The sequence below is a fragment of the Roseobacter sp. HKCCD7870 genome, assembly GCF_037830315.1.
GTDB lineage: Bacteria > Pseudomonadota > Alphaproteobacteria > Rhodobacterales > Rhodobacteraceae > M30B80.
Window position 1 is genome coordinate 223,624 of the sequence record NZ_JBBLYO010000001.1, and the last position, 14,138, is coordinate 237,761.

Sequence of the window (14,138 nt, forward strand, 5' to 3'; positions counted from 1 at the left end):
TTGGCGTTTGCTCGTAATAGCAGAATAAACCTCAGCCGCCTAGTATGCAGGAAATACAAATAACAACAGGGAGATGCCGGTATGTATGATCTGGCCATCATTTGGGATTGGATCGCGTTTTCCGTCAGGTGGCTGCATGTCATCACGGCGATGGCGTGGATTGGCGCATCCTTGTTTTTCATTGCCTTGGATTTGGGGCTGCGGCCTGTGCCGAATATGCCCAAAGGGGCCTATGGCGAAGAATGGCAGGTGCATGGCGGCGGCTTTTACCACATTCAGAAATATCTGGTCGCCCCTGAAAACATGCCTGAGCATCTGATCTGGCACAAATGGCAAAGCTATATGACTTGGGTCTCAGGTGCCGCTTTGTTGATGATTGTCTATTGGGTCGGGGGCGAGTTGTTCTTGCTTGACCCGACAAAGGCCAATCTGGTGCTGTGGCTGGGGATTTTGATCTCGGGCGGCTCGCTGGCCTTGGGATGGGTTCTGTATGACCAATTGTGCAAATCGCCTTTGGGTGAGAACCCCACGACCTTGATGTTGATCTTGTTTGTAATCCTTGTGGTGATGTCTTGGGGGTATCATCAGGTCTTTACGGGGCGGGCGGCGCTGCTGCATTTGGGGGCCTTTACCGCGACCATTATGACGGGGAATGTGTTTTTCCAGATCATGCCAAACCAACGCATTGTGGTGGCAGATCTCAAGGCGGGGCGCACGCCTGATGCGAAATATGGCAAGATCGCCAAGCTGCGCTCGACCCATAACAATTACCTCACGCTGCCCGTTATTTTTCTGATGCTGTCCAATCATTATCCGCTCGCCTTTGCGACCGAATATTCGTGGATCATTGCAAGCTTGATCTTCCTGACGGGTGTGACCATTCGCCATTATTTCAATACGATGCACGCCACGGGCAAGGGGCCGCATTGGACATGGGCGGTTACGGTCTTGCTGATGATTGTCATCGCTTGGCTATCAATCCCGCGCATGGCGGAAACCTACGAGGCCGCCGCAAGCCGCGCCTTGACGCCCTATGAGGCCGAGATGGTCGCGGCAGACGGGTTTGAAGAGGCCTATTATGCCGTGATCGGCAATTGCTCGATGTGCCATGCCCGCCAACCCGCATGGGATGATATCCGTTGGGCGCCGAAAAATGTCTATCTCGAAACCGAGGCGGATGTGGCCCGTCATGCCAGCCAGATTTATACACAGGCGGGCGTTTCCCATGCGATGCCGCCCCCAAATGCGTTTGCAATGGATGAGGAGGCGCGCCGCGCCATCGTGGCATGGGTGCAAGCCGCGCGCTAGGGCGCTTTAGGGGCAGCGCCCCCCAATGGCGGCGGTGACCTGATCGGCCGCTTCGCGCACCATGCTGCCAAAATCCATTGAACGGGTCAGGGACAGTCGAAATGCGGGGCCAGAGATTGAGATGCCCGCCACAGGTTCGCCATGCACATTGAAGATCGGGGCTGCAATGCAGCGCATTCCCTCGGCGCGCTCTTGGTCATCAATGGCAAATCCGCGCGCGCGGGCCTGATCAAGATCGGCGCGCAAGGCTGCCTCATCTGTTAGGCTATGCGGGGTAAAGGCCGACAAGCCCCGTTTGAGGATGATTGACTGCACATGGGCGGGCGGAAGCCATGCCAATAGCGCCTTGCCAATTCCAGAGACATGCATTGGCGCGCGGGTTCCGGGTGGAAAAAAGGCGCGGATCGCCTCGTGGGTTTCGACTTGGGTCAGGAATAAAACCTCATCCTGCATTTCGACACCCAAATTTGCAGTCTCGCCCGTTTCGCGCATCAGCCGCGTCATGCCTGCGCGGGATCGTTCCACAACATTGGTGCGGCGCAAAAAAGCAGACCCGATTTGAAAGGCGCCTGCGCCGATATGCCAGACCTGCTGCATCTCATCGCATTCGACCATCCCGCGCGTCTGCAATGTGGTCAGCGCACGATAGAGCGTTGCGGTGGCCTGACCTGTTTCCTCGGCCAGTTCAGAAAGCCGCAAACCAGGTTTTTGTGCCACCACCTCCATCACCGCTAGCGCGCGATCTAGGGCCTGCACCGTGTTTTGTTCGGTCTTGTCACGAAAGGCCTTCGGACGGCCCCGTTGACGCGTGGTTAATGTCATATTTGCGGCCCTTTCATCTAAAAAGAGAGAATTGAAAAACTGCAACGCTTTGAATTTTATGATGAAAAAGTATTTTTTCATCTATTAAAAAATTATTTCGAAAAAATTGCGAGCTGTAAAGCCCCCCTGCTAATCTGCATCCAACCTTTGAAGGGAGGGCCGCACGAAATGTCGTTTCAAAATCCAGTTTTCATTCCTGGGCCAACCAATATCCCAGATAGCGTTCGCAAAGCCTGTGATATGCCCACGCTTGACCACCGCAGTCCCGCCTTTGGCGCGATTTTCAAGCCTGCCGTGGCGGGGGTGCGCCGCGTGTTGAAGATGACCGAGGGCGAAGTGATCTTGCTGCCCTCGACAGGCACAGGCGGGTGGGAGGCGGCCATCACCAATACATTGAGTGCGGCTGACACTGTCCTTGCCGCGCGGTTTGGCATGTTCAGCCATCGCTGGATTGATATGTGCCAACGCCACGGTCTAAACGTCCAGATCATTGATGTGCCATGGGGGCAGGCGGCCCCGATTGCGCAGATTGAGGCGGCATTGCGTTCGGATGTTCAGGGCAAGATCAAAGTCGTTCTTGCCACCCATAACGAAACCGCGACAGGGGTGCGCTCCGATATTGCGGGGATACGCGCGGCCCTTGATGCCGCAGGTCATGATGCGATGCTGTTTGTCGATGGCGTGTCGTCCATTGCGTCTATGCCGTTTGAGTTTGACGCATGGGGGGTCGATATTGCGGTGGCAGGTAGCCAGAAAGGCTTCATGCTGCCTGCAGGTCTTGCGATTTTGGGCGTCAGCCCCAAGGCCTTGGCGGCAATGGATAGTGCCACCTTGCCGCGTTGCTTCTTTGATTTCCGCGATATGCTGAAATCCTACGCGGCGGGGGGATACCCCTACACCCCTTCTGTTGGTCTGATCGCGGGCCTGTCTCACTCTATCGCACTTCTTGAGGGTGAGGGGTTAGAGGCTGTTTATGCGCGCCATCATCGACTGGCCGAAGGGGTGCGCCGCGCTGTTGCGGCATGGGGTTTGCAGATTTGTGCAACCGATCTTGCCTCGGCCTCTGACACAGTAACGGCGGTGGTGGTGCCTGCGGGGAAATGCGGCACCGAACTCGCGCAGCTTGCCGCCACCAAATACGGCGTGGCCTTTGGTGTGGGTCTGGGCGATGTCGCAGGCAAGGTGTTTCGCATCGGCCATTTGGGGATGCTGTCCGATGTTATGGTTCTTTCTGGTCTGGCCACTGCCGAAATGTGCATGGCCGATCTGGGATGGGACATTCCACTTGGCTCGGGGGTTGCCGCTGCGCAGGATTATTTCCGCGCGGATCAGAGCGCCCTTCGCCAAGACGCTGAATGAAAGGGTAAAAATATGAACGACCTTAGCCCAATTTCCGTGCCAAGTTATCAAGACAGCCTTGATGCCTACGCACGGATCACGCCCCATATCCACCGCACGCCCATTCTGACCTCGCGCTTCTTGAACGAGTTGGTCGGGGGTGAGATGTTCTTTAAATGTGAGAACTTTCAGAAGGCAGGCGCCTTCAAGGTGCGCGGTGCGTGTAATGCGGTGTTTGGCCTGTCCGATGCAGAGGCCGCGCGCGGCGTTTGCACCCATTCGAGCGGCAATCACGCCTTGTCTTTGTCCTACGCTGCAGGGCGGCGGGGCATCCCGTGCCATGTGGTGATGCCGCATAGCGCGCCGCAGGCCAAAAAAGATGCGGTGCGGGGCTATGGCGGGATCATCACGGAATGTGAACCTTCGACAACCTCGCGCGAGGCGGTCTTTGCCAACGTGCAGGCCAAAACAGGCGGCAATTTTGTGCATCCCTATAATGATCCGCGCGTGATTGCAGGCCAAGCCACCTGTTCGCGCGAACTGATCGAAGATGTGCCCGATCTTGACGCTGTGGTGGCCCCAATTGGCGGGGGTGGTATGATCTCTGGCACCTGTTTGACGCTGTCAAATATCGCCCCTGAAATCAAAATATATGCCGCCGAACCAGACCAAGCGGATGATGCCGCGCGCAGTTTTCGGGCAGGCCATATCATCGCGGATGACGCGCCCCAGACCATCGCGGATGGATTGAAAGTGCCGCTGAAAGACCTGACTTGGCATTTTGTGAAATCCCATGTCACCGATATTCTGACCGCAAGCGAAGATGAAATCGTGGATGCGATGAAACTGACCTGGGCGCGCATGAAAATTGTGATCGAGCCAAGCTGTGCTGTGCCCTTGGCGGTGATTTTGAAGAACAAACATCTCTTTGCGGGCAAGCGCACTGGGGTGATTATTACAGGCGGCAATGTCGATTTAGACCGTTTGCCATGGATGAAAGGCTAAGAGCATGAACACCCATACAAGTTTTGAAAATCTGGAAGTTGGCTATGACATTCCCGCGCTGCCTGGCATGGCGGAGGCGGATATCCAGACCCCGTGCTTGATCCTTGATCTCGATGCGCTTGAGCGCAACATCAAGAAAATGGGCGATTATGCTGCCGCCCATGGCATGCGTCACCGCGTGCATGGCAAGATGCATAAATCGATCGATGTGGCCAAATTGCAAGAAAGCCTTGGCGGGGCCTGTGGTGTCTGTTGCCAAAAGGTGAGCGAGGCCGAGGTCTTTGCCCGCGGCGGTATTCGGGATGTCTTGGTCAGCAATCAGGTGCGCGACCCGCAAAAAATTGATCGCTTGGCCCGTATCCCGCTTTTGGGCGCGCGTGCGATTTGCTGTGTCGATGATCTGGGCAACATCGCCGATCTTTCTGCGGCTGCCACGCGTCATGGCACGGTCATCGAATGTCTGGTTGAGATTGACTGCGGGGCAGGGCGCTGTGGCGTCACCACCACCCCCGAGGTTGTGGCCTTGGCCCGCGCCATTGATGCGGCCGAGGGGCTGAAATTTGCGGGCATTCAGGCCTATCAGGGCGCAATGCAGCATCTTGATCACTATGAAGACCGTAAAGCTAAAATTGCGGTTGCCGTGGCCATGGTCAAGGACGCGGTTGATACATTGGCCGCAGAAGGGATCACCTGCGATATCGTGGGCGGTGGCGGCACAGGCAGCTATTATTTCGAAAGCACATCAGGCGTCTATAACGAGCTTCAATGTGGCTCTTACGCCTTTATGGATGCGGATTATGGCCGCATTCTAGATGCAAGCGGCAACCGCATTGACCGCGGCGAATGGGAAAATGCCCTGTTCATCCTGACCTCGGTGATGAGCCATGCCAAGGCCGATAAGGCGATTGTCGATGCAGGGCTCAAGGCGCAATCAGTCGATAGTGGCCTGCCCGTGATTTATGGGCGCGATGATGTCGAATATGTCAAATGCAGCGATGAACATGGCGTGGTGGCCGACCCTAAAGGTGTTTTGGCCATCAATGAAAAGCTGCGTCTTGTGCCGGGCCACTGTGACCCCACCTGCAATGTCCATGATTGGTATGTCGGCGTGCGGGGCGGCCAGGTTGAGGTGGTTTGGCCCATCTCGGCCCGTGGCAAGGCCTATTGAGGCGGCGGGACGATGTATATCATTCCAGAACGTTTGATTGCCGATCTTGTCAGTGCCGAAGATGCGTTTGATGCGATGCGCGGGTGTTTCGCCGCGATGGCCGATGGGGATGCCTATAATTTCCCCGTGATCCGCGAGGCCTTGGGCGAGGGGCGTCAATACGGGTTAAAGTCGGGCTTTGATCGCGTAGGCGCGGTGATGGGGGTGAAATCGGGCGGGTACTTCCCCGGAAATGCCGCGCGCGGTTTGATCAATCATCAATCCTGCGTGCTGTTATTTGATCCTGAAACAGGCCGCCCCACCGCGATGGTGGGGGGGAACCTGTTGACGGCCTTACGCACAGCCGCCGCATCGGCCCTGTCGATTGATCAATTGGCGCGTCCCGATGCCCAAGTCTTGGGCATGGTGGGCGCGGGGCATCAGTCGGCGTTTCAATTGCGCGCGGCCTTGCGGGTGCGCAAATTCACCCGCGTTTTGGGATGGAACCGCAATCCTGACCGCCTTTCCCGCTTGGCGGAGGTCTGTGCCGAAGCGGGGGTTGAGTTTACCCCCGTTGATCTGGCCGCGATGCAGGAGGCCGATGTGATCATCACCATCACCTCATCCAATGCCGCAAGCCTGCTTGCGGATCATGTTAGTGCGGGCTGCCACATCTCTGCGATGGGAACCGATACAATCGGCAAGCAGGAGATTGATCCTACACTCTTTGCGCGCGCTGCGGTCTTTACCGATGAGGTGGCACAATCTGTCACCATCGGCGAGGCGCAACACGCCGTGGCGCAAGGCTTGATTGGGCGCCAGGATATCACCCCCTTGGGGGCGGTGGTCACAGGGGCGGCCAAGGGCCGTGTCTCGCCCGATCAGATCACAATTTTCGATGGCACGGGTGTCGGGCTTCAGGATTTGGCCGTAGCCCAAACTGCCCTCAGCCGTGCCCGCGCGCATGGTCTTGGGGCAGAGGTCGTGTTTTAGGGAAAGACATAAGGCTGGAGCGGGTAGCGGGAATCGAACCCGCGCCAAGAGCTTGGGAAGCTCGTGTGATACCATTTCACCATACCCGCGCATGGCCTTGATGCGCCAGTCGATACGATAAGGCAGGGGTTTCGTCAACCTCTGCCTTTTTTTCGGTCAGCCCCGCCGTCTGCGCCGCCGCCCGTCATCATTGCCCACACCGCCAGAGGCGCCAAAATTCACATCGGGCAGGCTGACCACAGTGGCCAGATTGGGCATGGAGGCGGTTTTATGCGGGATCGCGTTTGCGGCCACGAAATGTTCCTGAAACCTTGGCTCAATCGCGGTTTCAACTTTTTGGATGGCGCGCACGCCCCCCTCAATGCGCTTGCGCGCTGCACGGTTGCACAGCGCAATGCGCGCGCCATGGCCTGCGGCATTGCCTGCGCTTGTGACTTTCTCAAGCGGGGCATCGGGGATCATTCCCAAAATCATAGCGTGTTTTGGGCTGATATGTGCGCCGAAGGCCCCCGCCAAAACCACGCGGTCGACCGCGTCTACATCCATCTGATCCATCAACAAACGCGCGCCTGCATAAAGCGCGGATTTCGCCAATTGAATGGCGCGAATATCGCCTTGCGTGACCGTGATGCGTGGCCCGCCCGTGGCGGTGCCGTCAAAGATCAGATATTCATGGGTGCGCCCTGTGGGGATAGACCGCGGGGTTCCTGTCTGCTCGGCACTGCCAATCAGACCTGACCCGTCCAACAGGCCCGCGGCGCGCATTTCCGCCACAGCCTCGATGATGCCAGAGCCGCAAATGCCCGTGATGCCTGTCTGCGCAGTGGCCTCGGCAAACCCTGCCTCGTCAGACCACAGATCACAGCCAATGACGCGGAACCGCGGTTCTTTGGTGGCGGGGTCGATTTCGATATGCTCAATCGCACCAGGCGCGGCCCGTTGCCCTGAAGAGATTTGCGCCCCCTCAAAGGCAGGCCCCGTGGGCGAGGAGCAGGCGAGAACCTTGGTCCTATTCCCAAGCAGGATTTCAGCATTGGTTCCGACATCCACGATCAGCACCAAATCCTCAGATTGTTCTGGGGCCTCAGATAGGGCCACGGCGGCGGCATCGGCCCCCACATGGCCCGCGATACAGGGCAGCAGGTAAATCTGCGCTTGTGGGTTCAATGTAGACAGCCCCAAGTCAGGCGCACTGAGACGCAAGGCATCCGAGGTTGCCAGCGCAAAGGGCGCTTGGCCCAATTCCACAGGATCAATCCCCAAGAGCAAATGGTGCATCACAGGGTTGCAGACGAATACGGTTTCCAAGATCAGCTTGGGGTCAATGCCCGCATCCTCGGCAATTTGCCCCGCTAATGTGTTAATGGCCTCGCGCACCGCGCGGGTCATCTCAGTGGCACCGCCTTCTCGCATCATGGCGTAGGAGACGCGGCTCATCAGATCCTCACCAAAACGGATTTGTGGGTTCATGATCCCCGCAGAGCCCATCACCGCGCCCGTGGTCAAATCGCACAGATGCGCCGCGATTGTGGTCGAGCCAAGATCAATCGCAAGGCCGTAAATTCCGCCCTCATGAAGATTTGGCCAAATCTCAAGAATTTGCGCCACGCCGCCCTCATCGGGTTGAAAGAGGGCAACTGAAATTTGCCATTTGCCCTTGCGCAAAACGGTTTGCAGCTTGGCCAAAACGGGCAGGGCGGCGCTGACCTGATGCACATCCCATTGTTGTGCGAGGGCATCTTTCAAACGTTCAAAATCGCCCGAGGGTTCATGCATATCAGGCTCGGTCACCTCGACCATGACAATACGCGTGGCAGGGTCCATGGTAATAGGCTTGGTTGAGGCCTCTTTTCGCACGACCTGACGGTGCACCTGACTGGTTTCAGGCACATCAATCACAACATCGCCGAATACCTTGGCTTGACAGCCCAAACGGCGGCCTGAAATCAGACCTTTCACGCGGTCATAGCGGGCTTCAACCTCGTTCCATTCGGAAAGGGCATCGTCGCGCACTGTGACGCCATGTTTGGCAAATTCACCAAAACTGGGGGTGATCTGGCATTTTGAACAGATGCCGCGCCCGCCACAGACACTATCCAAATCCACCCCAAGCGCGCGCGCCGCCTGCAGCACGGGCGTGCCTTTGGCAAAGCGACCGCGTTTGCCAGAAGGGGTAAAAATCACCAAAGGGTCTTTGTCATCTGTGCTTGCGCTGCCCATCGGGAAGGATCCTGTTTTTGGTCTTTCATTGCTTTTATTGGCGGAAAAGCCAGAGCATAAGGTTAAATATGCTCTGGCCCGCGATTTTCAAAAAATGGTGCCTTAGCCGCGGCGGCGACCCCCTGCGCGGCGGTTGGCGCGGCCCCCTTGCACGGCGGCATCTGGATCTTTGTTGAAATTGATCCAAGCAGCCCCGCCGTCATCTTGGTTAAGCAGCAGGTTGGCAGCGCGGATCGCCTCCATCTCCTTGCCCGCGCGCGGCTTGGTCGAGCCCATGCCGAACAATTTGACGAAGGTTTCATCGTCCAGATCTGCGGGCAGGATAATTCCTGCAGCTTCAATCGCGGCTTTCTTTTCGGCAATCGCCTTGGGGCCAACGGGCAGGGCGACTGGGTTCATGATCGCACTGGTCATGCCCGCTGCATAGGCCATGGGCAAAAACGCGTTATTCACGCCGTGGCGGTTGGGCAAGCCAAAGCTGATATTGGATGCGCCGCAGGTGGTGTTCACGCCCAATTCCTCGCGCAAGCGGCGCACAAGGGTAAAGACCTGATGGCCCGCTGTGGCCATTGCGCCAATGGGCATGACCAATGGGTCAACCACGATATCATGGGCGGGAATGCCATAATCAGCCGCGCGTTCTACAATCTTCTTGGCAACGGCAAAGCGCACTTCGGGGTCTTCGGAAATGCCTGTGTCATCGTTTGAAATCGCAACAACGGGCACATTGTATTTCTTGACCAAGGGCAAAACCATCTCAAGGCGTTCTTCTTCGCCTGTGACCGAGTTCAAAAGCGGGCGACCCTTGGCAGCAGCCAGACCATTTTCCAACGCACCCGGAACCGAGCTGTCGATGCACAAGGGGCAATCGGTCACTTCCTGCACGCATTCGACCAAGGCCTTCATCAAGGCAGGCTCAACAAAGTTATTGTCGGCATAGCGGGGGTCTTTGGCCATTTTGTTCGAGAACACCGCGCCAGAGTTGATGTCCAACACGGTCGCACCCGCCGCCACCTGTGCAATGGCATCCGCTTGCACGCGTGAGAAGTCACCGCGTTCTAGCTCCTCGTTCAAGATTTTGCGCCCTGTGGGGTTGATCCGTTCGCCAATCACGCAAAACGGTTCGTCAAAACCGATCACGGTGGTTTTGGTTTGGGATTCAATGATGGTGCGGGTCATGCTGGCTTATACTCCTTCAACGGCTGGACGCGTGGATGCGCCGCCATGGTCGATGGCCCATTGGGCATTTGTCTTGATCCCGCCAAGCGGGAAGAAATGGACGGATTCAATTCCGAAATCAGGATTTGCGGCCTTATGCGCGGCGAGTTCTGCAATGATCTCGTCAGGCTCAAAGGGCAAAAGAAGTTTCGAGACATCCTTCGCGCGTTTTTGCAAAACCGACAGAGATGGGCCAACGCCGCAGGCAATGGCGAATTTGATCAAGGTTTGTAGCTTGGCGGGGCCTGCGATACCGATATGGACGGGCAGCTCAATCCCCGCGGCCTGCAAGGCATTCACCCATGCAATCACGGGCTTGGCTTCAAAGCAGAACTGCGTGGCAAGGGCCATTTTTGCATCTGTGCGCGCGCTAAAGGCCTGTTTCCAACGCAAAGCCTCCATCACATTGGCATCGCTGCCATCTGGGTCGATGTCGCGGTTGCCTTCGGGGTGGCCTGCCACATGCAAGCGTTTGAACCCTGCCTGATCAAACAGCCCCGTTTCCAACAGCTGCATCGAGCTTTCAAATTCACCATGCGCCTGTGGGATGCCGCCCGCCAAGATGAGGCCAGAGGTGACACCCGCCTCGCCTTGATAGCGCGCGATCCAATCGCTAAGAGTGGCCTTGTCTTTGATCGAGCGGGCGGGGAAATGCGGCATCACCTCGAACGCGTCACGGGCAAGGCGCGCTGCGGTCGCGACCATGTCATCAATCTCGGTGCCATCAATATGGGCGATATAGACGCGGGTGCCCTCGGGCAAAAGGGCGCGGAAATCTTCCACCTTTTCGGCGGTGCGCGGCATCACCTCAATCGAATAGCCTTGAAGAAAGGCCTCAACCTGAGGGGAATGGGGCGCGACTGGCGCGCTTGGTTTTTTAAAGTTTAACAAGGCCATAATCTGATCCCTCACGCGCTCAAGGCTCATCAGGCTGCCTCAACCCCATCGCCCGCGATCAAACGCTTGAGGCGGTCGGTGTCATAGTCGGCATCCAAACGATCTGCATAGACGCGCGCGATGTCGGATGGGTCACCTTCGACCTCGGCCTCTACCACGCGGCGCCACTCGGCGAGATAGGCTTCGTCATCTTTTGCCCCAACCTTCATCGCGCAGCGGTCAATTGCCTGCTCGAACCGTTCGGGCAGGGGCAATTTGGCTGCAGCGCGGCCTTTGCCCACAATCACTTGGGCAGGGATGTCGCGCCAGTAAACGATGGTCACAGATGGCATTGGATGCGATTCCTTTCTCGTAAGGCGCACCATATGGGCGCAACCCCCGCGCAATGGGACTAATTTCGACACTAAAATCGGCGCAACCGACCTTGTATGAGGCACATAGCCCGCGCATACGCACATTGCGAGTGGCCGAACATCCCAAAATTTTCATGATGATCATGTGCCAAAGCGCCCAACTGCCCCCGAATGCCACGCGAAAGCAGTTGTCGCTTTTTCATGGGGGCGCTACCATGCCCACGAAGGAGGGGCAGAAATGGCCCGCAAACGGCGCAGCCCAAACCGACCGAAAGACGCAAAAGAGGGCGGGGTAAACCCTGCGCCTGTGGCGCATATTTCTGATCCAAGCGGCCTTGATCCGAATATGGTGCAGGGGCAGCGCAGATTCTATAGCAAACCCAAACCTGCCGCCCCCGCACAGATCGAAAAAGCAGACCCGGCCGATCTTTACGCCGCCCTTGATTTGGGCACGAATTCCTGCCGAATGTTGATTGCACAGCCGAAAGGCACGCATCTGCATATCGTTGATAGTTTCTCGAAATCGGTGCAACTGGGGCAGGGGCTAGAGGCCTCGGGACGCTTGTCGCGCGCCTCGATGGCGCGGGCGATTGGGGCGCTGAAAATCTGTCAGCGCAAACTGGCCCAACACCAAGTGCGCCGTATGCGTATCGTAGCCACTGAGGCCTGCCGCCGTGCCACCAATCGGGGCGAGTTCCTCAACCTTGTGAAGCGCGAAACGGGCTTGCAGATGGAGATCATCAAGCCCGAAGAAGAGGCGCAACTGGCGGTGATCTCCTGCGCGCCATTGGTGTCAGCGAAAACCGAACAGCTTTTGGTGGTTGATATCGGGGGGGGATCAACCGAATTGGTTTGGATCGACCTGTCTCGGGTTGCGTCCTCGGAACGCGCCCGCGCGATCATGCGCCTGCATCAAGGGTTTGGGCATGAGGAAACCATTTTTCCCCGCGCGAAAGTCGTGGATTGGATTTCTGTGCCTTTGGGCGTGGCAACGCTGAAAGACCTTTACCACGATGTCGAAGATGACGGGGCGCGGTTTGCGCTGATGTCATGGTATTTCGAAGAACAGCTTGCCAAATTCTCACCCTATGTCGATGCGGCAGATCAAGCGCGCGAAGGGTTCCAGATCATCGGCACTTCTGGCACTGTCACAACCGTTGCGGCCAGTCATTTGGGCCTCAAGCGCTATGACCGCAACAAGGTCGATGGTCTGCGAATGACATCGGATCAGATTGACACTGTGATCCAAACCTATCTCGCCTTGGGGCCAGAGGGGCGGCGCAATGACCCGCGGATCGGGCGGGATCGGCACAGTCTGATTATGTCGGGCTCTGCGATTTTGCAGGCGCTGTTGCGCGCATGGCCAACGGATCGGTTATCTGTGGCAGATCGTGGCCTGCGCGAGGGCTTGCTCTATGCGCAGATGTGCCGCGATGGGGTGATGGAAGACGGGCTGCTGTAACAGCCGCCTGCCTTGAAAAAGCCGTTACGCGGCCTTATGCAGTTCAAGCCGAACAAGGGTTTGGTTCAGCAGCATATAGGCAATTTCCCCAAAGGTAATTGGGCCTGTGAATCCTGACACTGATTTGCCCTCCATCTCGCCGTAGAGGTAGTTCAAAATGCAATTACAACGGTAATCAGCGCCCGTGGCCTTATCGCTGAGCGAGGTGGCAAAGGCTTGGGCATAGTCATCGGGAAGGGTTGCGGCGGGGCGATAGACCACGCCCTCCTGCACAGGGGCATAGAAGCTGACAATGCCTTTATCAGCATCAACCGATTTGATCGACACATTGAGATGCGCGCCGCCGTAATTGGCGATGAGCGGCAAACGTGTATCCCAATTTTGCGCTGTCAAATAACGTGCCAGATTCTGCTTGGCCCCGTTTCTTGCGCGACACGCAGGGCCTCTTGGGCCAAGGCATCTGCGATTTCTTCGGCAAGACGGGTGCTCATCGTGGATTACCGCGTGTTTTCCGTCAGGCGCCGCTTCACATAGGCCTTAACCATGTCGATCATGGGGTTCATCTGCGTCTCTTCATCTTCAAAGAAGTGACCCGCCCCCTCCATCTCCTCGTGGGTGATGGTGATGCCTTTCTGCTCGTGCAGCTTATCGACCAAAATACGGGTGTCTTGGGGTTTGGCCACGCGGTCGGCGGTGCCGTTCACGATCAAACCTGACGCGGGGCAGGGTGCAAGGAAGCTGAAATCATACATATTCGCTGGCGGTGCGACCGAGATAAAGCCCGTGATCTCAGGGCGCCGCATCAGCAGCTGCATCCCAATCCATGCGCCGAAAGAAAACCCCGCAACCCAACAATGTTTCGAGTTGGGGTTCATCGTTTGCAGATAATCCAAGGCCGATGCCGCATCAGACAATTCGCCCTGACCTTGGTCATATTCGCCCTGACTGCGTCCGACACCGCGGAAGTTAAAGCGCAGAACGGTGAAGCCCATGTTGTAGAAGGCGTAATGCAGATTATAGACCACACGGTTGTTCATCGTGCCGCCAAATTGCGGATGCGGATGCAGGACGATGGCAATCGGGGCATCCTTTGCCTTTTGTGGATGATAACGGCCTTCAAGCCGCCCTTCTGGGCCTTGGAATATCACCTCGGGCATGTCGTTCCCCTTGTCGCTTTCTGGCGCATGCGCGTCATGCTTGACCTGCGCTATCGCCCTACCTAGAACCTGTATCACCGCGATGCTGCGGTTTTGCCCCTAAACGCGGGGCGCGCGTGTGCCTGCGGTTTGCACCACGCATTGCAGTTAAGCGTGACGGATCAAAAGGTCAATCACGGGCTTGGTCTGAATAAGGGCGCGCGGCAAAGTTTCTGCGA

Annotated in this window: 13 protein-coding genes and 1 tRNA gene; 6 read left to right on the plus strand and 8 right to left on the minus strand. The window is 57.2% G+C overall.

Annotation, left to right across the window (positions count from 1 at the left end; translation table 11 throughout):
• Positions 1-81: 81 nt before the first annotated feature.
• Entirely contained in the window at positions 82-1,308 is a 1,227-nt protein-coding gene (locus AAC637_RS01170) for a urate hydroxylase PuuD (RefSeq protein WP_340301955.1), read from the plus strand.
• A 6-nt stretch (positions 1,309-1,314) separates the two neighbouring features.
• Here the strand turns inward: AAC637_RS01170 and bhcR are convergent, their stop codons facing one another.
• On the minus strand, positions 1,315-2,130 hold the full coding sequence (gene bhcR / locus AAC637_RS01175) for an HTH-type transcriptional regulator BhcR (protein ID WP_340301956.1): 816 nt from the start codon (positions 2,128-2,130) through the stop codon (positions 1,315-1,317).
• A gap of 168 nt (positions 2,131-2,298) precedes the next feature.
• Between bhcR and bhcA the strand changes: the two genes are divergently transcribed.
• From bhcA to bhcD, 4 genes are read left to right on the plus strand one after another with little or no spacing between them, the layout of a single operon-like run.
• Positions 2,299-3,489 (plus strand): L-aspartate--glyoxylate aminotransferase BhcA, encoded by a 1,191-nt coding sequence (bhcA, locus tag AAC637_RS01180; RefSeq protein ID WP_340301957.1) that lies wholly within the window; start codon positions 2,299-2,301, stop codon positions 3,487-3,489.
• A 12-nt stretch (positions 3,490-3,501) separates the two neighbouring features.
• Entirely contained in the window at positions 3,502-4,473 is a 972-nt protein-coding gene (bhcB, locus tag AAC637_RS01185) for a beta-hydroxyaspartate dehydratase BhcB (RefSeq protein ID WP_340301958.1), read from the plus strand.
• A 4-nt stretch (positions 4,474-4,477) separates the two neighbouring features.
• Positions 4,478-5,641 (plus strand): 3-hydroxy-D-aspartate aldolase BhcC, encoded by a 1,164-nt coding sequence (bhcC, locus tag AAC637_RS01190; protein ID WP_340301959.1) that lies wholly within the window; start codon positions 4,478-4,480, stop codon positions 5,639-5,641.
• A 12-nt stretch (positions 5,642-5,653) separates the two neighbouring features.
• Positions 5,654-6,613, plus strand: coding sequence for an iminosuccinate reductase BhcD (bhcD, locus tag AAC637_RS01195; RefSeq protein ID WP_340301960.1), 960 nt, complete (start codon positions 5,654-5,656; stop codon positions 6,611-6,613).
• A 15-nt stretch (positions 6,614-6,628) separates the two neighbouring features.
• Here the strand turns inward: bhcD and AAC637_RS01200 are convergent.
• The 5 genes from AAC637_RS01200 to AAC637_RS01220 all read right to left on the minus strand — a co-directional run bounded on the left by AAC637_RS01200 (position 6,629) and on the right by AAC637_RS01220 (position 11,280).
• Positions 6,629-6,702 (minus strand) — tRNA-Gly (locus AAC637_RS01200).
• Positions 6,703-6,769: 67 nt separating this feature from the next.
• Positions 6,770-8,833 carry an ASKHA domain-containing protein gene (locus AAC637_RS01205; protein ID WP_340301961.1) on the minus strand — a complete coding sequence of 688 codons (2,064 nt, stop codon included), beginning with the start codon at positions 8,831-8,833 and terminating at the stop codon, positions 6,770-6,772.
• 102 nt (positions 8,834-8,935) lie between these two features.
• Positions 8,936-10,012, minus strand: coding sequence for a methyltetrahydrofolate cobalamin methyltransferase (locus tag AAC637_RS01210; RefSeq protein WP_340301962.1), 1,077 nt, complete (start codon positions 10,010-10,012; stop codon positions 8,936-8,938).
• A 6-nt stretch (positions 10,013-10,018) separates the two neighbouring features.
• The gene (locus AAC637_RS01215; protein ID WP_340303116.1) at positions 10,019-10,948 is read right to left on the minus strand and encodes a methylenetetrahydrofolate reductase; all 930 of its coding nucleotides are present in this window, start codon (positions 10,946-10,948) and stop codon (positions 10,019-10,021) included.
• Between the two features lie 29 nt (positions 10,949-10,977).
• Positions 10,978-11,280, minus strand: a complete 303-nt coding sequence (locus AAC637_RS01220) for a virulence factor (RefSeq protein WP_317654931.1) — start codon at positions 11,278-11,280, stop codon at positions 10,978-10,980.
• A gap of 367 nt (positions 11,281-11,647) precedes the next feature.
• Here AAC637_RS01220 and AAC637_RS01225 point away from each other — a divergent pair, with 367 nt between their 5' ends.
• Positions 11,648-12,763 (plus strand): Ppx/GppA phosphatase family protein, encoded by a 1,116-nt coding sequence (locus AAC637_RS01225; protein WP_340303117.1) that lies wholly within the window; start codon positions 11,648-11,650, stop codon positions 12,761-12,763.
• Between the two features lie 24 nt (positions 12,764-12,787).
• On the opposite strand, the gene AAC637_RS01230 is transcribed toward AAC637_RS01225, so the two are convergent.
• Both AAC637_RS01230 and AAC637_RS01235 read right to left on the minus strand, forming a co-directional pair.
• Complete coding sequence (locus AAC637_RS01230; protein WP_340301963.1) at positions 12,788-13,156, minus strand: DUF6976 family protein; 369 nt, start codon at positions 13,154-13,156, stop codon at positions 12,788-12,790.
• A 104-nt stretch (positions 13,157-13,260) separates the two neighbouring features.
• Positions 13,261-13,920: an alpha/beta hydrolase gene (locus tag AAC637_RS01235; RefSeq protein WP_317654925.1), complete on the minus strand. Its 660-nt coding sequence runs from the start codon at positions 13,918-13,920 to the stop codon at positions 13,261-13,263.
• Between the last annotated feature and the right edge of the window lie 218 nt (positions 13,921-14,138).